This is a genomic window from Paenibacillus sp. NRS-1781, from assembly GCF_050467745.1.
Taxonomy (GTDB): domain Bacteria; phylum Bacillota; class Bacilli; order Paenibacillales; family Paenibacillaceae; genus Paenibacillus; species Paenibacillus terrae_A.
Window position 1 is genome coordinate 119,593 of the sequence record NZ_JBITPI010000047.1, and the last position, 20,851, is coordinate 140,443.

The 20,851-nt window shown below is 45.9% G+C and carries 20 protein-coding genes; 15 read left to right on the forward strand and 5 right to left on the reverse strand.

Annotation, left to right across the window (positions count from 1 at the left end):
- Positions 1-20: 20 nt before the first annotated feature.
- On the reverse strand, positions 21-1,151 hold the full coding sequence (gene ald, locus ACIFO6_RS17795; protein WP_430042449.1) for an alanine dehydrogenase: 1,131 nt from the start codon (positions 1,149-1,151) through the stop codon (positions 21-23).
- 339 nt (positions 1,152-1,490) lie between these two features.
- On the opposite strand from ald, the gene ACIFO6_RS17800 reads away from it, so the two are divergent.
- The 8 genes from ACIFO6_RS17800 (at position 1,491) to ACIFO6_RS17835 (ending at position 10,970) form a co-directional block, all read left to right on the forward strand.
- Positions 1,491-3,155 (forward strand): PucR family transcriptional regulator, encoded by a 1,665-nt coding sequence (locus ACIFO6_RS17800; RefSeq protein WP_430042451.1) that lies wholly within the window; start codon positions 1,491-1,493, stop codon positions 3,153-3,155.
- A 102-nt stretch (positions 3,156-3,257) separates the two neighbouring features.
- The gene (locus ACIFO6_RS17805) at positions 3,258-4,781 is read left to right on the forward strand and encodes a copper amine oxidase N-terminal domain-containing protein (RefSeq protein WP_430042453.1); all 1,524 of its coding nucleotides are present in this window, start codon (positions 3,258-3,260) and stop codon (positions 4,779-4,781) included.
- Positions 4,782-5,075: 294 nt separating this feature from the next.
- On the forward strand, positions 5,076-6,371 hold the full coding sequence (locus ACIFO6_RS17810) for a galactokinase (RefSeq protein ID WP_430042455.1): 1,296 nt from the start codon (positions 5,076-5,078) through the stop codon (positions 6,369-6,371).
- Positions 6,372-6,536: 165 nt separating this feature from the next.
- Positions 6,537-7,454 carry a PD-(D/E)XK nuclease family protein gene (locus tag ACIFO6_RS17815; protein ID WP_430042457.1) on the forward strand — a complete coding sequence of 306 codons (918 nt, stop codon included), beginning with the start codon at positions 6,537-6,539 and terminating at the stop codon, positions 7,452-7,454.
- Between the two features lie 138 nt (positions 7,455-7,592).
- Positions 7,593-8,024: a hypothetical protein gene (locus ACIFO6_RS17820; RefSeq protein ID WP_430042459.1), complete on the forward strand. Its 432-nt coding sequence runs from the start codon at positions 7,593-7,595 to the stop codon at positions 8,022-8,024.
- A 244-nt stretch (positions 8,025-8,268) separates the two neighbouring features.
- Complete coding sequence (locus ACIFO6_RS17825; RefSeq protein WP_430042462.1) at positions 8,269-8,982, forward strand: SGNH/GDSL hydrolase family protein; 714 nt, start codon at positions 8,269-8,271, stop codon at positions 8,980-8,982.
- 148 nt (positions 8,983-9,130) lie between these two features.
- Positions 9,131-9,439: a transporter associated domain-containing protein gene (locus ACIFO6_RS17830; protein ID WP_430042464.1), complete on the forward strand. Its 309-nt coding sequence runs from the start codon at positions 9,131-9,133 to the stop codon at positions 9,437-9,439.
- A 259-nt stretch (positions 9,440-9,698) separates the two neighbouring features.
- Positions 9,699-10,970, forward strand: coding sequence for a methyl-accepting chemotaxis protein (locus ACIFO6_RS17835; RefSeq protein ID WP_430042466.1), 1,272 nt, complete (start codon positions 9,699-9,701; stop codon positions 10,968-10,970).
- Between the two features lie 79 nt (positions 10,971-11,049).
- On the opposite strand, the gene ACIFO6_RS17840 is transcribed toward ACIFO6_RS17835, so the two are convergent.
- Complete coding sequence (locus ACIFO6_RS17840) at positions 11,050-11,262, reverse strand: hypothetical protein (RefSeq protein ID WP_430042467.1); 213 nt, start codon at positions 11,260-11,262, stop codon at positions 11,050-11,052.
- Between the two features lie 91 nt (positions 11,263-11,353).
- Between ACIFO6_RS17840 and ACIFO6_RS17845 the strand changes: the two genes are divergently transcribed.
- Both ACIFO6_RS17845 and ACIFO6_RS17850 read left to right on the forward strand, forming a co-directional pair.
- Positions 11,354-12,166, forward strand: coding sequence for a TIGR02206 family membrane protein (locus tag ACIFO6_RS17845; RefSeq protein WP_430042469.1), 813 nt, complete (start codon positions 11,354-11,356; stop codon positions 12,164-12,166).
- Between the two features lie 126 nt (positions 12,167-12,292).
- Positions 12,293-13,729: an N-acyl-D-glucosamine 2-epimerase gene (locus ACIFO6_RS17850; RefSeq protein WP_430042471.1), complete on the forward strand. Its 1,437-nt coding sequence runs from the start codon at positions 12,293-12,295 to the stop codon at positions 13,727-13,729.
- Between the two features lie 198 nt (positions 13,730-13,927).
- Here the strand turns inward: ACIFO6_RS17850 and ACIFO6_RS17855 are convergent, their stop codons facing one another.
- A complete protein-coding gene (locus ACIFO6_RS17855) occupies positions 13,928-14,605 on the reverse strand; it encodes a peptidylprolyl isomerase (RefSeq protein WP_430042473.1) in 678 nt (225 codons plus the stop codon).
- A 116-nt stretch (positions 14,606-14,721) separates the two neighbouring features.
- Here ACIFO6_RS17855 and ACIFO6_RS17860 point away from each other — a divergent pair, with 116 nt between their 5' ends.
- Complete coding sequence (locus ACIFO6_RS17860) at positions 14,722-14,892, forward strand: hypothetical protein (RefSeq protein ID WP_200893490.1); 171 nt, start codon at positions 14,722-14,724, stop codon at positions 14,890-14,892.
- 44 nt (positions 14,893-14,936) lie between these two features.
- On the opposite strand, the gene ACIFO6_RS17865 is transcribed toward ACIFO6_RS17860, so the two are convergent.
- Positions 14,937-15,194 carry a YqkE family protein gene (locus ACIFO6_RS17865; protein ID WP_430042476.1) on the reverse strand — a complete coding sequence of 86 codons (258 nt, stop codon included), beginning with the start codon at positions 15,192-15,194 and terminating at the stop codon, positions 14,937-14,939.
- A 243-nt stretch (positions 15,195-15,437) separates the two neighbouring features.
- Here ACIFO6_RS17865 and ACIFO6_RS17870 point away from each other — a divergent pair, with 243 nt between their 5' ends.
- The 3 genes from ACIFO6_RS17870 to ACIFO6_RS17880 all read left to right on the forward strand — a co-directional run bounded on the left by ACIFO6_RS17870 (position 15,438) and on the right by ACIFO6_RS17880 (position 18,777).
- On the forward strand, positions 15,438-16,811 hold the full coding sequence (locus tag ACIFO6_RS17870) for a helix-turn-helix domain-containing protein (RefSeq protein ID WP_430042478.1): 1,374 nt from the start codon (positions 15,438-15,440) through the stop codon (positions 16,809-16,811).
- A 350-nt stretch (positions 16,812-17,161) separates the two neighbouring features.
- A complete protein-coding gene (locus ACIFO6_RS17875) occupies positions 17,162-18,466 on the forward strand; it encodes a helix-turn-helix domain-containing protein (RefSeq protein WP_430042481.1) in 1,305 nt (434 codons plus the stop codon).
- A 131-nt stretch (positions 18,467-18,597) separates the two neighbouring features.
- Positions 18,598-18,777 (forward strand): aspartyl-phosphate phosphatase Spo0E family protein, encoded by a 180-nt coding sequence (locus tag ACIFO6_RS17880; protein WP_430042483.1) that lies wholly within the window; start codon positions 18,598-18,600, stop codon positions 18,775-18,777.
- Between the two features lie 85 nt (positions 18,778-18,862).
- Here the strand turns inward: ACIFO6_RS17880 and ACIFO6_RS17885 are convergent, their stop codons facing one another.
- Positions 18,863-19,765, reverse strand: a complete 903-nt coding sequence (locus ACIFO6_RS17885) for a DMT family transporter (RefSeq protein WP_430042484.1) — start codon at positions 19,763-19,765, stop codon at positions 18,863-18,865.
- A 159-nt stretch (positions 19,766-19,924) separates the two neighbouring features.
- On the opposite strand from ACIFO6_RS17885, the gene ACIFO6_RS17890 reads away from it, so the two are divergent.
- Positions 19,925-20,770 (forward strand): TrmB family transcriptional regulator, encoded by an 846-nt coding sequence (locus ACIFO6_RS17890; RefSeq protein WP_430042485.1) that lies wholly within the window; start codon positions 19,925-19,927, stop codon positions 20,768-20,770.
- Positions 20,771-20,851: the final 81 nt, after the last annotated feature.

The following is a 20,851-nucleotide window of genomic DNA, read 5'->3' on the forward strand; positions in this document are numbered from 1 at the left end:
GAAAAAGAACCACCTCCACTCTATTTTAAGGCTTTTGTCTGCCACGCCTGATCCACCGGAACGTAAGGATAGCCCAGATCACGGGCTACCGCCTCGTAGGTGATATGACCGTTCAGGACATTTGTGCCGCTACTTAGCGGCTTGCTTTTACGAAGGGCTTCCTGAACCCCCTGATCCGCAAGCTGGAGGGCGAAGGGAAGCGTCGCATTCGTCAAAGCAAGCGTTGAGGTTTGCGGGACTGCGCCTGGCATGTTCGCTACGGCATAGTGAATGACGCCATGCTTCATATAGGTCGGCTGATCGTGTGTCGTGATGTGGTCAATCGTCTCGACAATACCTCCCTGGTCGATGGCGACATCCACGATCACGGAGCCGGGCTGCATCGTCTGCACCATGACCTCGGTTACGAGACATGGGGCTTTGGCCCCGGTGATCAGGACAGCACCGATCAGCAAATCGCTCTGCACTACGGCTTCTGCAATGTTGGAGGGTGTGGACACCAGCGTATGGAGCTGATTGCCGAAAATATCGTCCAGCTGGCGCAGCCGATGCAGGCTCAGGTCAATCAGCGTCACGTCCGCGCCGAGGCCGATGGCGACCTTCGCAGCGTTCGTGCCGACGACCCCGCCGCCAATAATGGTTACTTTGCCGCGCTTGACTCCTGGCACGCCTGCCAACAAAATGCCTTTGCCGCCCTTCGGTTTTTCCAGCAGCTGTGCCCCGATTTGCACAGCCATTCGGCCTGCGACCTCGCTCATGGGGGTGAGCAGTGGAAGGCTTCCCCCGACATCCAATGTTTCATAGGAGATAGCAGTTACGCCATTGTCCGTCAGCGCCCGGGCCAGTGCCGGCTCGGCAGCCAGATGAAGATAGGTGAACAAAATCAGCCCTTGTCGGAAATATCCGTATTCTGAGGACAGCGGCTCCTTCACCTTGATAATCAGATCCACCTGAGACCACACCTCCGCTGCGTGCTGTACAATCGTTGCACCCGCCGTGGCATAATCTCCATCTGTAAAGCCACTTTCAACCCCTGCATGACTTTCCACATACACGTGATGTCCATGCTGGCTCATCTGAGCTGCACCAGCAGGTGTCAAGGAGACACGATTTTCATTGTTTTTAATCTCTTTCGGAATTCCAATGTTCACTTTGCTCACCTCTCCTAAAAATAATTGTTATCCATCGGCAAATAATTATTCTTCAGGGCAGCTACGCTGCTGAGTTGCAATGTTTCATATCCTACGCTGCTGTTGCTGCTTGCACCAAACGAATTCAAAAATGGCATTATTATTTTTGTGCAGCCTGCCGATTAGTTAAATGGACTCAAGCCGACAAATGCAATTCATGTTAGATTAGGTACAGTTTACAAGTGGAAATGCTCCTTGACATCATACATTTTGTCGGATTATCTGACTTCAAGGCTCGACTTTTTGATGAATAGGTGTCATATAAAATGACATAAAGACATATACATAAGGAGAATTCCGATGAACGGTAAAAAAACCTTTACCATTGCGGATGTGATGGAACGTCCGGTATTCCGGCGGGCCAAGCTGGCAGCCGGGGAGCAGGGTACGAGTCACCGCGTCGGCTGGGTCCATGTGCTGGAAATCACAAATGTAACCCCCTTTGTGAGCCGTCATGACCTGATTTTGACGACTGGCCTGTGGCTGACCCGGGAAGGGGAGGAACGCGCTGAGTATATGGAGCAGCTGATCCGTTCCGAAGCCGCAGGACTGTGCGTGGAGCTGGGTACGAGCATCCATGAGATTCCGCCGGAAATCCTGGAACTGGCGGAACGGCATCATTTTCCAGTCATCGTATTTGAACAGCCGGTACGCTTTGTTGAAATCACGCAAGATATTCATTCCCTGCTTATTAACCGCCACCACGAGCTACTGAAAGATCTGGAGCGCTTCTCGCGCCAGCTTCAGCAGGAGACGCTGCGCAGCACGGATATGAGTGCCCTTTTAAGGGTACTTCATGATTATGCCGCCCGGCAGATCATCTACATGTCTTCCATTGATACCCATCGGTTCGTGCCTTCCATCCAGCCTGATGTGGCTGACCACATTGCGAATTTCTATGCCAATGAGGTGGAATCCAGCATGACGTCTGACCGGGAAGGTCACTTGCTGTTTCATCTCAATGAATCCACCGCCGTCTTGTTTCAGCCGGTTGTCTGCTTCGGGCAGGTATTTTCCGCAGTAGGTCTGGTGCTGCATGGCGAAACGCCGACGGAAGAACTGTCCCTGCTGCTGGACTACACAGCCAAGGCAGCCGCTACGCTGGTGCTGAGAACACAGTTCCTCGAAGACCGATTGTTACGAAACCAGAATGAACTGATTCAGGATGTGCTGAACGGACAGCTTCCCAGCGAGGAACAGGCTCAGACCCGGATGGGGCTGCGTCTGCTGTCCAAGGGACAATATTTATTTTGGGCCGGGGTTATTGAGGTGGAGCATCAGGATAAGGAAGCCAGTCAGGTACGCAAGGAGTCCATTAACCAGGATATATTGGTATTGCTCCGTTCTTTGCTGAAAAAGGAGACGCTGCACAATCTGCTCATGATGAAGGGGAACCAGTGCTACATTCTTTGCGCCAAGGAGGAACTGACTCTGCGCTCCGCGGCGCAAATGAAGAAAGTTCTTGCCCATACTGTGCAATATATTCAGAACTATGCCGCTGGGCAGCTTGACAAGGTGCGCATTCATGCAGGTTTCGGCAAAGTAAGGCACCGGATGACCGGGGCAGGTCGCAGTTTCGAGGAGGCTTACCAGGTTATTGAAGTGGCGCGAAGCGTTCCGGCCATGAGAGATCGGCTTTTTTACGACAGTATCGGAATCTATCAGTTGTTGAAGGCTGTGCCCCGCACTCCCTTTTTACAAGAGTTTGTACAGGATCATTTGGGCGGGCTGATTGCGCATGACCGTGAGCACCATATGCAGCTTCTGGATACGCTGGATGCTTATTTTCAATGCCATGGCTCCAAGCGCGATACTGCCGGAATCCTGTACATTCACAGGCAAACTCTCTACAATCGGCTGGACAAAATTAACGAGATCATAGGAGGAAATCTGGCAGACCGGGATAAACGTCGTTGTCTGGAGATGGCATTGCTGGCTCACCGGATGCTACAGGCTGAAAAATGATCCTAAATGACTACTTCTATTTTCCAATCTACTCATTTACAATGCGTGTCAACACTGAGATAATAGAAGAGATAACGGAAATATCTTTGAAAGGGGATTAATATGAATATAAAAAAATGGATTGCCGTCCCTCTTATTCTGCTAATGGTAGCTTTGACAGGTTGCCAGGCAGTAGGCGGATTTGATGTAAGTAAAAATCTTTTGGGCACACTTGATGTGAAATCCCAGCAGTCAATGGAGAAGATATCTCTTAAATTGACTCCAAAAGCAGGCATTACGCAAGGAGATCAGGAAATTGTTGATTTAATCAATTCTATTTCCGTAACAGTGGATGAGGCCAAGGTACAATCGGAGGAACTCGCTTCCGCCAAGGGTACATTGCACATCGACAAGTATAATTTGCCGTTTGAAATTGCTTTGGACCGCCAAGGTGTGGCTATTCAACTGGAAGGTGCCAAAAAACCTTATTACATATCTTTGAACTCGCAGGAGAGTTTGAGCGGTCTGCCTGCCGGATTTGATCCTTATGTATACTCCAAGGATGTAAGAGATCTGACGAAAACAGCCGCAGCACTTGTACTCAATCATGCTCCTAACCCTTCAACCATCTCTGCAACGTCTGTAACCGAGGAAGTTTATGGTGAGAAGGATAAAGTGAAGCTGACCCGCTTGCATGCGGAGCTTCGTGGCGATGAGTTGGTTACATTGGTAAAACCGTTCCTGACCAATCTGGCCAAGGACGAGGCAGGCTTGAAGGAACTGATCGGGCAAGCGATTGATTTTACTAAAAATATCGCTTCCAGCATGAATATTGATGGTGCTGATCAAGTCACAAGCGAACTGAACACGAACAAGGAAAAACTGGTCAATGAGGCTTACACCGAGGTTAAAAAGTATTTGGATCTGGCCGTTGCTCAATATGATGTAGGCGTAAGCACTTTATATGCACAGTCTCCTGAAATTAAAACGGTTCTGAGTTCCAATACGGTTCTGAAAACCGATATGTATTTTGATGAAAAAGGAAATGTTCGCAAATCAGTGGCAGACCTGACGGTTGCTTTGCCAGAAGTAGATAGTCTTCCAGTGAAGTCCTTCTCGATTGTTACGGAAACTCAATCCTGGAATGTGAATGGTAGTGTAACAGCCGCCAAGGTAGATATCTCCAATGGTGTGATTGACTTGAATAAACAAGGAGAATTAACACCGGGAGCGACACTTCGCAATTTTGATGCGAACTCTCCGATCTACAGTATTTTAAAAAATGATCTGGGAATTACAAAAGTAGAAACCACTTTCGATCCTAAAGACGATTACTATGTGCTGGTGAATCGTGGAGGTACCGCCTTCATCCCGCTGCGTGAATTGACGTACGAGCTGGGTTCCGAATTAAAATGGGATGCGGCTGCCAAGCAAATTACAGTTGTGGATGATATTACAGGTAAGACCCTGAAGCTGAAAAGCGGCTCCAAACAGGCTGGACTGGAAGGAAGCACATTAACGCTGCCACAAGCTCCATATACGGATGAGTATGGTACGCTGTATGTTCCTTTCAAATCGGTTGCCGATGCACTGGGTGCTACAGTAACCCGTAACAGTAATGGTGAGTATGTATTGAAACGCGACTAAAAAGAAATCCACATATCTGTGTCGAACTACACCGCTGGTGTATGGAATATGCAGGTATAGACACAGGAACCGGCCCGCTCAAGGGTCGGTTCCTTTTTGCATATCCTTACGAATCTAATCTATCGTAAAATAAGGAAGCATTCTCACAGAAACGATTTAAATAAGCGATTATAGATTAAAATAGTACCCTATTTTTGCACAGGGAAAATTGAGATAATTATATTGTTGTTGCACCAAATATATATTTGCGGCCAGGCGCCACGGTGGAAATGATCTACAATAGGGGGAATAACGATGAAAGATATGGAATTGTTGAATTCTAGTGAGGGACAAATTGTACTTGCTCGAATGTACGGTCAACAGCAGGTTGCAGAGCAAACGACGCGATATCAATCCCTTCTACAGGCGTACCGGGAGCACTTCGGCGTTGACGATATTGAATGGTTTAGTGCTCCGGGAAGATGCGAAATTGGGGGGAATCATACAGACCACAATCACGGGAAGGTGCTGGCAGGCAGTATTACACTTGATACCATCGCTGTAGCTGCTAAAGTGGAGGAGCCTGTAATTACGTTCTTTTCCGAAGGCTACAAAACGAAATACGTCATTGATTTAAATGACTTGTCACCACAACCGGAGGATGATGGTACGATGCTTCTGGTTCGCGGTATTGCGGCTGGCTTGCTCGAATTCGGCTATCGCATTGGAGGATTCCAGGCTTATATATCCAGCAATGTGTTCTCTGCTTCAGGATTAAGCTCTTCTGCTTCATTTGAAATGTTGATATGTACGATCATCAGTCATTTTTATAATGAGGGAGCGTTGGATGCTGTCGCCAAATCCAAAATCGGCCAGTACGCCGAAAATGTCTACTGGAACAAGCCGTCGGGACTGCTTGACCAAATGGCTTGCGCATATGGAGGATTGGTTGCCATTGATTTTGTAAACCCCAAGGAACCGATCATCAATCCAGTTCATTGGAATTTTCAAGAAAACGGATATTCCCTGGTTATCGTCAATACAGGCGGAGATCATGCTGATTTAACGGACGATTACGCGGCGGTGCCCAACGAAATGCGTGCAGTGGCTCAGTCCTTAGGTGCTTCTGTTTGCCGTGACTTATCGCCGGAGGATCTGTATGCCAACCTCAAAATGGTCAGGGAAAAAGCAGGAGATCGTGCAGTGCTGCGTGCGTTGCATTTTTTTGAAGAAAATAGACGTGTCGATGAACAGGTGAAATCGCTGGAGGAGGGACGCTTTTCTGATTTCTTGAGGCTCGTCACCGAATCCGGTAATTCTTCATGGAAATGGCTTCAAAACGTATATAGAAGCGGGGTTGACCGGGAACAGGACGTATCTGTCGCGCTTGCATTAACGGAAATGTATTTGCAATCCATAGATGACAGCGCATGCAGGGTACACGGAGGTGGCTTTGCTGGAGTCATCTTAACGATTCTTCCCAATGATAGTGTTGACGATTATAAGACGTGGATCAGCGGAATGCTGGGAACTCCCGTACTCGTTGTCAACGTCCGTGAGCAGGGTGCTGTTAATGTAAGTGATTTGATTTATGCGGCAACGAAGGATTGAACATGAAGCCAGAGTTGGACGGATCTCAGGAGTTATTGCGAATTGACTATACTAGACCGTTGAAGGCTTTAACCTCCGGGTTAAGGTCTTCGTTCTTTTTGGACGATGCAGTCCAGGCTTGCGGTATAATAGAGCATGGAAGTTCTAACGAAGGAGGGCCTATTCATGGCTATGTACCCATCCTGGTCCTATTCGCAATCGAGGGCCCAAACGTTCGATGAATGCTTACGCAAATACTATTACCATTATTACGGCTCGCATAACGGCTGGAGCGCTGCACAGGGCAGTGAAGAGCAGGTTACGTTGTATCGACTCAAGCAGCTGAGCAACTTATATATTTTATTTGGGAATATTACGCATCAAATGTGTGAATCGGTCATACGTGGTTGGGTGGAAAAAGGCGCTGTTCCACGTCCGGCATACCTGGAGACATCGATGAAGAACATGCTGAATGACAGCTACAAGGAATCGCTGCAACGTGAGCTATGGCTGCAAGACCCCAAAAATCGCATCATGCTCGCTGAAATTTATTATGATGACGAAGTGCTGCCGGAACGAATTGCCCGGATTAAGGAGCGACAGCATGCGGTGGTACACAATTTGTACCGGACTGCGGTTTGGCGTGAATTGCAGCAGGGTGAGGCCCGAATCGTCGAGGTGGAAAAGTGGGATACGATGCTGCTTCATGAGACGAAGGTCTATGTCAAAATGGATTTGCTCTACCGCAGAGGTAATGGAGACATGGTTATCGTAGATTGGAAGACAGGCAAGGAGGGCGACTTCTCCGACCAGTTATTTTTGTATGCTTCCTATGTGCAGGAGCATTACCAGCTTCCCTTGGAGAAGATTGAGGTGCGTGTGGAGTATCTAATGACAGGAGAACATGAGGTGTACCGTCCCACGCAGGAGGATATCGACAAGGTGGTTGCCAATGTCGGGCGATACATCGAGGAAATGAAGTCCTGTCTCGACGATGATTATTATAATCGGCCGAAACCCGAGTCTTTTTTCACGCCGATGCCATCCCGCAGAGCGTGCGGCGGCTGTAATTTTCGGGAGGTATGCAAGTACCGCGCGGTGTAAGGTGGTTTTTTTGGGAGTGGTAATAGGAGGGTATAGTAGTCTTTGAAAGATAATGAGAGCAATAATCTCTAATTTTATATATTCCATATTTTACCTCCTAGTACTATAATTTGTTTAGAGAGAACAGAGGAGGGTTCCATGACAGATATTGATCCGGCTGAAGCAAGCGAATTACAATTGGATGATTTTTATTTTGAAACAAAATTTTTAAATGTTTTAGATAAGGGATCAGATACTCATCATAGGTATATTAAAGATTCTTATGGAGTAGAGCGCATACTTTATAATGGGTACCCTCCGAGAACTAAACATGAAATATTTAGTGGCTTAAAATGTGTTGAAAATAGAGGATTAGTAATTGATGGATTGATTTATAACCTTCCATTTACTGTTTCAAAACGCGGTAGGCCAGCTGAAACAGCATTTACAGATCGCGATCCTGAAAGAAGGGCCATCAACTTAGTTTCTGATCACACAGCGACAAGGATAATGAAAGATTCTTCTTACCACTTAGATGGGATACATATGTTGCAATCAATGAAGAGTATCTCAAAAGAATTGGCTGAATGATGCCTGTTCTTTACCGCATATTATCACGTACCAACAGGATTTATTGAATCCTGAAGGATACTTGGAAGGAGTTGATATCATGATAAACTTGTTACTGTTTTATGTGGATTAGGTAACTTTTAATTTTACATAGTATTCTTGTTTTATTACTCATTTAAATGTGATGTACCATTACCAAATCATTTTGCAAATCTACAATTCTCTCAATTTTTGAAACCGCTTTCTAATTTGGAAAATATGAAGTATGATAAGGATATTATTGGAAAAGGTTAAGGAGGGATTGTGGAATATGACTAGCAGCACTAATACAGGACGCACACGTATTCTTTTTCAGGGGGATTCCATAACAGATGGAGGAAGAGGACGGAATGAGGACGCGAACCATTGGCTGGGCCAGAGCTATGTGTATCTGATCGCAGGTGCACTGGGGAGCCGATTGACTGCTACGCAGCCAGAATTTGTGAACCGGGGGATTTCGGGGGATCGGGTTTCGGATTTGTATGCACGCTGGAATGAGGACACGTTTAGCCTGAAGCCGGACCTGCTCAGTATTATGATCGGCGTGAACGATGCCTGGCGGATCGTGGAGCAGGAGCCGTCCGGGGTGACGGACCGATTTGAGCGAGCCTATCGCCACATTTTGGAGGAAACGTGTGAAGTACTGCCTGATACCGGACTGGTGCTGTGTGAGCCGTTTATTTTGAAAACAGGAGCTACCGAGGCACGCTGGGACATTTGGCAGGAAAAAATAACGGGCTATCAGCAGCTTGTGCGTCAGCTTGCGGACGAATTTGGGGCCGTATTTGTGCCGCTCCAAAGCGTGCTGAACGAGGCAGCTACCAAGGCGGACGCCTCCTATTGGCTGCATGACGGAGTTCATCCGACAGCGGTTGGGCACCAGTTGATAGCTGATCAATGGATAGATATCGTACAAAAGAGTCCGCTGGCGATTCGCTAACTTGGTCAACCATAGTCTACTCCTTGTCATTTTTGGGTAATACACGATTATGGACATCATGACTTATAGGATCTGTCCATCCAAAAATGAACGTCATAAGGGGGTGGTGAAATTACACCGACAGAATATCGCTACCTGAACAATGTGTTTGATTTTGACGACCCCTGCGGCGCTAACCCCGCTCATTACCAAAACAGACGATCATCGTTACATACTCAAATCGCAAGCGCTCATTCATGAAGTCAATCGTCGTTTGGAGACGGATATTGAGGCCAGAGACGTATATACGATTGGCGGCTGGATGCTTTCAGAGCATTTTGATATCCGACAGGGAGAGGGTATGACCATAGGCCCATGGGAGTTTACCGTACTGGAAAAAAACAGTCACCAAATAGACACAATTGAAGCAGTCAAAAAAACAGCTAGTGAACAGGAAAATGACAATAATTCCGAATGATGGAATGGTTGAATGCCTGAAAATCAATGGTTTAATAGGTGACGAATGGCCTGTAAAGCACACAGAAGTGCGGTTCATCCATTTTTTAATGCACGCTGATGTCTATTGCATGTTATTTTGGCAGTTAGGATGGAGGGCCTAAAGTCTCTCTATCTTTGTACTCATAAATAAGGTTGTCTGTGAAAAAAACCACTAGAATTGTAGCAATTATATGGTAAAATGGAATCAAATTTGAGTTTTTTGGGGTGGACTACAGTACATGAAAATGTCACTAGGTACGAAAATGGTTGCTGCATTTGTCTCAATATCTGTAATAACCTATGGAACAAGCGCCTTTTTTATTTTTGTACTCAAGGACTGGCTTGCTCAAGGTACACAGGAATGGCTGTATATCTCAATCATTCTGTTAATGGGCGTTCTGTGGAGTGGCATTTTGGGGTGGTTGATCTCCAAACTCCTCACACGTCCGATTGTTAGACTGGCAAAGGCGGCAGAGGAAGCCTCGGCAGGGAATCTGTCCGTAGTCATTCCTGAGCGCCGTTCAGATGACGAAATCAAGGTGCTCTATGATGCATTCCGGCGTATGATGCTGAACATCAAGGATATGTTTAACGAGATATCGTACAGCTCAAGAGCGACTTCGCAAAACGCGGAAAACCTTAGTTCGGCTATTGTACAGGCTACGACACAGATTGAATCCATGACTTCGGTGGTGGAGGATATTTTGGAAGGCGTAGAGCAGCAAAAGCAAGCCTCTTCCCAGTCCATTGAAACAGCGGATCGAATGCTGGGTGATTTTAAAATGATGCGTAGCAAATCGGGGCATATGCTGGAGCTGTCAGGCCACATGGAGCATTCAGTCGAATCAACGCAGACCGTATTTTCATCTCTTATGGATGGAATGGGGGAGCTGACAGCTTCACATGGTCGTTCGCAGCAAGTCATTGCACGACTGGAAAAGGAAGCTTCACAAATTGAAGCGATTACAAGCACCGTCAAGGATATCGCGGAACAAACTCATTTGCTGGCGCTGAACGCCTCCATTGAAGCCGCACGTGCGGGAGAGGAAGGTAACGGGTTTGCCGTAGTCGCTCACCAGATTCGCGCATTGGCTTCACAAAGCACGGAATCGGTGCAGCAAATCAATGCCATCGTTAGCCGAGTGCAGTCGCAAATTTTGGAAACGGTACAATTAATGCATCAGCAAACCTCGCTGGTCAGTGCTGAGGCGGAACGGACAAGCTCGGTGGATCAGACGTTGAGTCGTTTGAATTCGATTGTGCGTGAATTTGTCGAAGGTATTCGCTTAATGGAAGAAGCTGTGACGGAGCAGACGAATCGGGTAGATCAAACCTTCGAGCAGATCAATCGTATTCAGCAAATGTCAGGGGCCTTCTCGGAAGGTGCGCACAAGATTTATACAGCCGCTCATGAGGAAACGGCTATTATGCAGGAAATTTCGTCTTCTTCGGAGGACTTGAAAATGCTTACGAACAAGCTCATGATGAAAACTCGTGGAATGCAGCTGTAAAACGTAACGTGTCAGAAAAAGAAAATATAGCCGCTATACACCGGAAAACGAAGCAAAATGGTTCTCCGGTGTATAACGGTTATTTTCTAATTTCAAAAAACTCACATTGTTTTCTGGGATGGTAGGCCAGATCACTGACACTGGATTGCACGACTATAGTTTGATCGTCAAAACGGATAATGACTCCGCCCGAACCAATCAACTGGTCATCCTGAAATATACGGACACGAAGATGATGTTCCAACGCCTCGGTGAAGTCCTGATCCGTGATCAAACGGCGATTAATGGGCATGAGGGATCTCCTTTGAATATGATATCTTTTATCATAAAGGCTAAGGTGTCGAACAAGCAAGAAAGAGAAAAAGGATAGAAGGGGGCTTTTGATGGACAAGCCGTGGTCATGGTCCTGGTTCGATGCTGCTGCGCCGGAAGGATTCGAGGCTTTTACTTCCTCACATGTGCTGGCTGTACTGGGGCTTATTTTATGTGCTTTACTGCTTTGGCTGACTCGGGGCCTGATTCAGTCGCATAAGCTGTTAAGTGAGGGGATTCGCTGGCTTCTGGTGACCCTACTCATTCTGTCAGAGGTAACTCTGAATATATGGTATGTGACGCAGCACATTTGGGATGCTCAGACATCATTGCCGTTGGAACTGTGCAGTGTGACGCTGCTGCTGTCGATTCTGCTGCTGATTTTCCGCAGCCGCTGGCTGTATCCGATCGTACTTTTTGCCGGAATTGGAGGAGCGTTTCAAGCGGTACTCACGCCTAATTTGGCATATGCTTTTCCACACTATCGTTTTATTCATTTTTTTGTGGCTCATAGTGCCATTATATGGGCTGCCTTGTATATGACATGGATCGAAGGGCTGAAACCGACGTGGAAGGGCGTTGGGGGAGCTATGCTTTTCCTCAATGGCTTGGCGCTGATCGTTTGGCTCGTAGATAATGTACTCGGAGCAAACTATATGTTTCTTGCCGGAAAGCCGCCAACACCGTCGATATTGGATGTTTTGGGACCTTATCCGCTGTATATTTTGGCAGAAGAGGTCATTGCGCTCGTATTCTTTTCTCTAATGATGTTGCTGTTCGAGGTGTTGCCTGGAGGCAGGCTATATGCCCACTTTCGCAAAGGAGCTGGGCACAGAGCTGAACGTCTTGGGGAAGATCATAGCACAGAGAAAACACTACGCTGACAGTGAAACAGTATGTGCTGCATTTCCGTCTGTAAGTTTGCATTTCACGGAATTTGCGAAGTATGGTAACATAGGCGAACCAGCAGGAGCATATAGCGAAGAGACGGGTAACGGAGGTGGATTCAATTGAGCTATAACGGTAATGACGGGACACAACCAACAGAATCTATAGCCCTGACCGGAAAAATAAAGCCGTGGGCACTGAGCGGCCCCAGTATTCAAATAGATCCATTGTTTCCCTATTACGCCAACCGTTCGCGGGATAGTATAGCCGATGAAATCGCACTTGCAGGCTACCGGACCGTGCATTATTTTGTTGTGCGTGAAAATGAAGTGGATGGAGCGCTCGTTGCGGCCTTTCAACGCAGGGGAATCGCGGTATGGGCGATGGTGCTTGGCAATGGCTCCTTCGGTGTGTCACAGCTGCCGCCAGAGTGGAAAGAATGGCGTATGGAACTGCTGCGCGAGCCGAATGACGGGTTTCAGCGACTTTCGCATTTTGCACAGGAATACGTAGAGTGGAAAAAGAAAGCCGCTGCCCGGCTGGTCACCGACATTCCGTTCGACGGGTTCGAGGTGGCAGAGCCTTATTTTCCCGAATGGAACGGGCTGCGCAGTGGAGTGTACGGGGATATTGGCCCGCATGCCCGGCGGGCCTTCCGCGAGCGCAGCGGTGAGGACATTCCGGATTTCCGCGACAAGCATGCGCGGAATTACTACCGGAAGGTCCCGAAGCTGTACACGCAGTGGGTCGATCTGCGCGTGGACGCCGTGAACGCGCTGATCGGCGAGCTGGTGAACGGCGCAGGCGGCGTGCGTGATGTCCGGCCGGACATCTACGTGGCGACGTGGTCGCTGGCCGTGAACGGGCGCGGCGATGTGCCCGGCCAGCTACGGGAATGGCAGGGTCTGGACGCGGTAGCGATGATCGGGTGCGTAGCCCCGGATATGCATGTGCTCCAGACCCATTGGCCGGACTGGATGCGTCGTCGCCTGCCGCCGCATTATATTGGCGGCTACGCCCGCATAGCGCAGGCGTTACGCGCCGCTGATCCGAATCTGCCCCTCGGGGTGCAGGCGGATATCGGTTCACTCGCGAGTATGGTTCGGGATCGCGAATGGACCCGGCAGTTCGGGGCTGCCGCCCTGGAGGGCGGTTATGACGTCTGGACCGCCTACGAATACCATCTGGGCGGCTATATGTACGATGAGCCGCCCATCCCGCTCCGTGCGGAAAGATCGACCGCAGATGATGAGGTGGTCGTTTCTTTCAGCAAGCGGATTGCCACGCCGTCTGTGAATGAGCTGCGTGTCTGGAGCCGGGAGAGTGCGGCTGGTGCCACGGGCGATCTGATTCGCACAGGCAGGAACGATTCACTGAGGCCATTAGCGCTTGTGGACACAGCGGCAGACGGTAACCGTCTGCTGCTGCGTATACGTAATTTGCCGCCGACGGCGTTCAGCTTGAGGCTTGAAGGAGTACAGGATACGCCAGAGCTATGGCTGCTTAAGGGAAGGAAGGCACATCACAATCTACCGGAGCATGAAGTGCAGGTTCCTTAAAATTTGGGTAATAACAAGGCACGACATCTATTCGAGAAATAAAATGTAGTGGAGTGAAAAGAGTATGTGGGATTTTGTGTATATACTCTTACTACATCTCAGAGGCAGCAGCCAAGTAAGCATTACTGTGGAACACGATAAACCTCTTTGTAGAACATGTAAAACGACCCCATGCATACGCACAGGGCCGATATCATCTTACTTCACTTTGACTGGAGCCGGATATTTCTTACCCAGCGTGTCCACGGTTACTTTTTTCATCGTAGCTGGTTTGATCGGTTTATCATTGCTGTCACGCTTGGAGTTCACGATGGCATCTACGACATCCAACCCAGACGTTACCTTGCCGAAAGCAGCGTATTGACCGTCAAGGTAATCCGCATCGGCAACCATGATGAAAAATTGCGATCCGGCTGAATCCAGATCTGCTGAGCGGGCCATGGATAGTACGCCGCGCGTGTGCTTGAGCGTATTGTTGACACCGTTGCTCTTGAACTCGCCTTTGATGCTGTAGCCGGGGCCGCCTGTACCGTTACCCTGCGGGTCACCGCCCTGAATCATGAAGCCGGGGATGACACGATGGAAGATCGTACCGTTGTAAGCTCCCTTTTGCACCAGGGAAATGAAATTGTTAACGGTGTTCGGTGCTACTTCCGGGTACAGCTCAAGTTTGATCTTTTTACCGTCGTTCATGACAATCGTGACGACAGGATGGGAAACAGGTTTACTTTTGTCTTTAGTCGCGGCAGGGGTTGTACTGCTTGTCCGGCTTGCGGCTTCTACATCTGTCGCTTTTGTGCCACATCCGGCTACCAGCACGAGCAGGGTAGCTAGCAGGCACAGCATATACCAGGGACGTATCTTTTTTCCAATCATTTGTATTCCTCCTGAAAGATTAGATGTGTAAAATCCTAAATTATAGTTTGGGGCAGCGCAGAGCACTTTTCCGTTTTCTATCATACCTTTTTTTGTTGGGATTAGGAAATACGGGTTTGAATACCGTATTCTTGACCCATACTGCTGCTATTCCCAAGGAAAGGGGCAGGATCATGGTGGAGGTAGACAAAAAGCTGGCTAAAGGTCTCATATGGGGGATGGCGTTCAGTCTGCCGGTTTGGGTAGGGGTGCTGTACTCGGTACAACACATTCGTGACTGGCTATAATATAATCAAGCTTGGAGATGAGCCAAAACCGGGATGGTTTTGGCTTATTTATATTTGTGCCAGTCCAAATTGCTGTTATTCAGCAGATGCTCAAAGTTGTTGTCCAGCTTCTTCTGTTCTGCTTTTCTTGCTTCGAGGGCACGCTGCCGTTCGTCTTCCTTGCGTTTATCCTGCTCTGCCTGGGCTTCATTGGCCTGAGCCTTGAGCTTATTCAGCACGTCCTGACTCAACAGATCCTTTAACGTTGCAGGTTTGTCCTGAGCCGCAGGAGCGGGGGAAGTCGAATTTCTTTTTTTAGCCATGTCATCAACTCCATTCCATTCGATTATATCAGCTTCTGCATGGTTGTTCCACGGCTGAAGGGTGAGGCTTGCTGAGCCTTTTTCAATAGCTTAGGTTGCAAAGCAAATCTATTGAAGGTATATGAAAACATTCCAGAAGATGGTATGATTACTTGCGGAAAACTATAATATCATTTGTTTGTCATAGTTTTCATCTAAAGTGGTCGATATCTTAAAAAGTTAACTTTAAAGGGGTGGTTTATTTTGTCCAATATAACCACGATACTCGCAGAGATGATGAAGTACATGAATGAAAATGGTTTGAACATTAGCGATTTAGCCAGAGAATCCAAAATGAATCCCGGCACAGTGAGTAGTATCGTCAATGGAAACCGTAAGTTTTCCGTCTACCAGTTGGATCGAATAACAGCAGTGATGGGACATCCCGCCGGCTATTATTACGAACGGTATATTGACGAATATTTAGCCGATTCCAACCCAAATTGGCGTAGAATGAGTCCTTTTTTGTATAATTGCGCAAAACTGAGCAAGCTGGACTGTATTCAGCAAGTTGTGGATATGCTATTGGATAAGTTGGGATATTCCGATCCCTTATTTGAGCTTGCCGAGCAGTTTTTCAAGGAAGGTATGAATGAAGCGGCAGCTATACTTTATGAGAATGTGGCTCTAACTGAGAAAAAGCAGTATTCCGAACGTTTGGCTATTTGTCAGTACCGTTTATTCGTAACGAGGCAAGGGGATGACTCAGAGAAAAATTATGAGGCTGCTGTCCAGTTTGAGACTTACGTCGATCGTCTTGATGAAATTGATCAGTTAGATGCTTTAAAAGATTTGGTGAATACATATCGCTCATTGCGTAAGTGGGACAAAGTAAACAAATTTGCTAAAATTTTGGGGAATTTAGCTGAAATCCAATATAAGCTGGAGCTACAGCAGCAAAAAACACAGAAAGAAAATACAAAAAAGCCGAGCGCTCCTCCGTTTGCTTACTGGGCATTTTCACATTTACTTCGTGCAGAAGTTTGTAACGAAAAAAAAGATTATGAACAGGCACTACAACATACTTACACTTACGCCGATTTAAGCTGGGTGAATGAAACGGATGAAGACACTTTGAAGTGGAAGGGACGGTATAAAGAGTGGGCTGAAGCTAATACTTATGTGAATAAGCTTTTGTCAGGGGAAGCAAGCGTACTTCCCGATTATATAGATTACTTTTCTTCAAGGGAAGATGAGGTTCTCACCGCGTTAGATAACGTCATTAGTGCGGCTAACCAATACAATATAAATGTAGATGATATACTTCAGCGATTTGAAACGGAAATTCTATCTCTTTTAAAAGAACAAAAAAATGTAGGCGTGTACAATTTGCGAATTATTGAAGAACGCTATACTCATTTTTTAAAAGAATTGGCTGTCTACCATTTGCGCAGAGAAATGTTTTCAGAAGGTTTTAGATTTTTGTTAAGCTGTTTGGAAAAATCTACTGCAATTAATAATAAAACATATATAATTAAATGTATGAAACTGTTTGAGTCTTATAGAGAAAATGCAGTTGCTGAGACAATCGCAGTTTATCGAAATTTGACTACCGAGGTGAATGAAGATGAAGAATAAAATAGTAACATCCCTATTAGCTACTGCCCTTGTGATATTTACAGTACTAATCCCCCCTTTGCAATATCAAGGAAATGGATCTACTTACCAACCGACCGGAACCCATGGTGGGATGTAATTAATCTTGGTATTGAAAAATGCTCCATTCCAAGACCTTCTCTTACAGTAGGTCTTTTAATGCTTTACCTCGTTCTTTTTGCTGTTTGTTTTCTCCTGAATCTATGAAAATTATATATAACGATACCAAAAGTTGGTATCATTATTTCTAGAAAAGCTATTCTATCATTTGATTGTAATGGCTCACATTTATATTAACGGAATCCTAAAAAGTTAACTTTAAAGGGGGGGGGTTGTCCAATACAACCACGATACTTGCAGAGATAATCAAACACATGAAGGAAAATAGTTTAAATATTTCCGAGCTGGCTAGAATATCAGGAATGAATCTAGGTACTGTGAGCAGTTTGGTTAATGGAAACCGTACGTTTTCGGTTTACCAATTGGATCGAATTACAGAAGCGATGGGGCACCCCGTTGGTTATTTTTACGAAAGGTACATTGAGGAGTATTTAACCGATTCCACCCCTAATTGGCGCAGAATGAGTCCCTTTTTATATAATTGTGCTAAATTGAACAAGCTGGACTTCATTCGGCAGGTTGTGGATATGTTATTGGATAAGCTAGGATATTCTGAGTCTCTATTTGAACTTGCCGAGAAATTATTTAATGAAGGCATGAATGAGGCGGCAGCCATACTTTACGAAAATGTGGCCATCAGTGAGAGAAAGCAGCATTCGGAACGCTTGGCCTTGTGCCAATATCGTTTGTTCGTGACAAGGCAGGGGGATGATCAAGAGAGAAATTATGAGGCTGCTGTTCAGTTTGAGGCTTATATTGATCGCCTTGATGAAGTTGACCAGTTAGAGGCGTTAAAAGATTTATTGAATACATATCGCTCATTACGACAATGGGATAAAATAAACTTTTTCGCTGAGATATTGGAGAATAAGGCTGAAATTCAAAATAAGTTGAAACGGCGCCAGAGGCAAAATGAAAAGAAAAAAAACCCAAAGAAGCCGAGTGCCCCTCCGTTTGCTTACTGGGCATTTTCATATTTACTTCGTTCAGAAGTTTGTGATGCAAAAAAAGACTATGAGCAAGCGCGCAAGTATAATCGTGTTTACGGCGATTTAAGCTGGGTGAAGGAAACGGATGAAACGACTATCTTGTGGAAAAATCGGTTTGAAGAGTGGGCTAAGGCCAATACCTATGTAAATAGGCTTATGTCAGGCGATGGAAGTGTACTCCCCGATTATGTAACTTATTTTTCTTCAAAGAAAGAAGAAATTCTTCCCGCATTAGATAATATCATTGAGGCGGCTAATCGTTATCATTTGAATGTGGATGAAATACTCAAGCGGTTTGAGGTGGAGATTGCCTCTCTTTTGGAACAACAAGAACAAGTAGGCGTATACAATCAACAATTCATTGCAGAGCGTTTTACTCATTTTACAACAGAATTGGCGATCTACTATTTGCGTAGGGGGACGTTTTCAGATGGTTTTAAATTTTTGCTAAGCTGTTTGGAAAAGTCTAATCCAATTCACAATAGAGCATATTTAATCCGGAAATTTTTTGACCCTTATAGTAATTAGCTTTAGCCTTGCAGACCCGCTTTCGTAGCAGGTCTTTTTTTGTTGGATTATAGATAATTATCCCAAACCTTTACTTTTGTAAACTTATTCATAACCCTCTAAACTAAGGATACGACAAGGAGGGTTATATCATGGTAAGGGACGACATTTTGAGTCAACGGTTGGAGAAAGCTCGACAAAAGCTGTATGCTTTGCAAGCGAAACATGGTTTCAGTCACGCCAGTGTGCTTAGGCAATCTATGATTCTGGATAAGCTCATTAATCAATATAACCGCCTTTTTTATGTAAAAGTGAAAAAGCCGACTGCATGAACGCAACCGACCTGGGCGAGAAACTTTTGGTGAGGTCACTCGCCCCTTTATTGTAGCACAGGATACATAATCATACTTCTCCGTTCTATTTACTGCTTGGTTGATGTACACTGAGTAGGACACCTAGGATAACGACCAAACCGCCAATAATTTGTCGCCACGAAATGGTTTCCTGCAACAATAGAACCGAAAATAAGACCCCGAATATCGGTACCAAATTCATTAAAGAAACGGAGCTGCTCGGTGACAGCTTGATTAATCCGTAATTGTAAAGCAAAAATGCGATAACGGAACAGAATACGCCCAGATATACTAATAACATAAACGATCCCGTTGTCGGAGCTTGCCAGCTATCTTTTTCAATAAGTGCCAGAGGTATAAAGAAGATACTGCCTGCTACGGTTTGATAAAAAGATAAAGTCACGGGCGGGTATTTGTCCACAACCTTGCGCGTCATGAAAGTATAAAATGCCCACGCAAAACCAGTTCCAATCAATATTAAATTTCCGATCAGTTCATTCTTTCCATCCGAATTTCCGCCTACCGAGGTCAAAAAATATACCCCGATCATAGCCAGTGCAATCCCGAAGATTTTATATTTGGAGAGCTTCACTTTATATATCATGAGTTCAAGCAACGATGTGATCGCGGGATAGGAGGCGACAATCAATGCTGCGTTAGAAGCTGTAGTCAGGCTTACTCCTATATTCTCCATCGAAAAATAAAGAGTGATTCCCAAAACACCGCTAAATGCAATCATAGCTAAGTCCTTTGGCTTAATTTTGACAAATTCCTTTCTTATAAGCAAAACAATACCCAACACAACAGAGGCTATCATAAATCTGGATAGTCCCAATGTAAGAGGGGGGAACGTGGTATACGCCGCTTTTGTGGCAATAAACGATGTGCTCCAAATCAACAGAGCCAGAATCGTAGCGCTGTAGTAGATGCGATTGCTGTTGCTGTTGATAGCTATGACTTTGTTCAAGTGAAATCCTCCCTGACATGATCTCATATCAAATGAAATATGAGTAGTTACTTGAGTAGCTACTTTAGTAACTACTAATAAAAAGATAGTGTGTATATCGGTTTTTGTCAAGGGGAAGTGATATAGTAAGGTTGAACATGAATTTGAGGAGAATGCGTCATGAAACCAAATGTGTTAGAAATTCTGCGGGATCTGAATTTTACGGAATATGAAGCTAAAGCTTATGTAACCTTGTTGGAAAGCTCTCCACTTTCGGGATACGCTGTGTCATTGAATTCCGGCGTGCCAAGATCCAAAATTTATGAGGTATTATCAGGGATGGTTAACCGTGGGGACATTATGGTCAGTCAGGATAATACACCGTTATATGTGCCACTTCCGCCCCATGAATTGATTGCTCAGAGAAAACGCAAGGCAGAGCAGATTTTTAATGTAGCGCAAGAGACATTGGAGCAGTATACAGCATCGTCCCAAAACAGAGAGAATATTTGGAATATATCGGGTTATGAAGCCATTATAAGTCGCATACAAGAAGGGATTAAGGGAGCCAAGCACCGAATCTTAATGGAAATTTGGAAAGAGGATGCCGAGGTGTTCAGAGCTGCTTTAGAGCAAGTCGCCCGGGAAGGCATTGAGATTTTCATTGTAGCGTACGGAGATCTTAACTTTGAATTTGCCACCATTTACCACCATGATATGAGTAAAGAGATTACGTCCGAAATTGGTGGACGGTGGATTGTACTCAGCGTAGATGACCGTGAGGTTGTAGCGGGTATACTTTCACTCGGGGATGATAGCCGTGCTGCATGGACGATGCATCCGGGGCTTGTGATGCCGATTACGGAAGTGATTATTCATGATGTTTATATTATGGAAATCATGTATGAGTTTCGTGAGGAGTTGGAAGCCAAATTCGGCCCTAATCTTATCCATCTTCGCAATAAATTCGCGATGGGTCCGAATGGCAAAGGATATTATGTCCCTTTACCTGAAAAGAAGGATTAGACGAGTATGCGCTGGTCCAAAATGCATAAATTAAGGCCCATGGAGTGTGAATTCCATGGGCCTTTTTCATGTGCGCCCGGC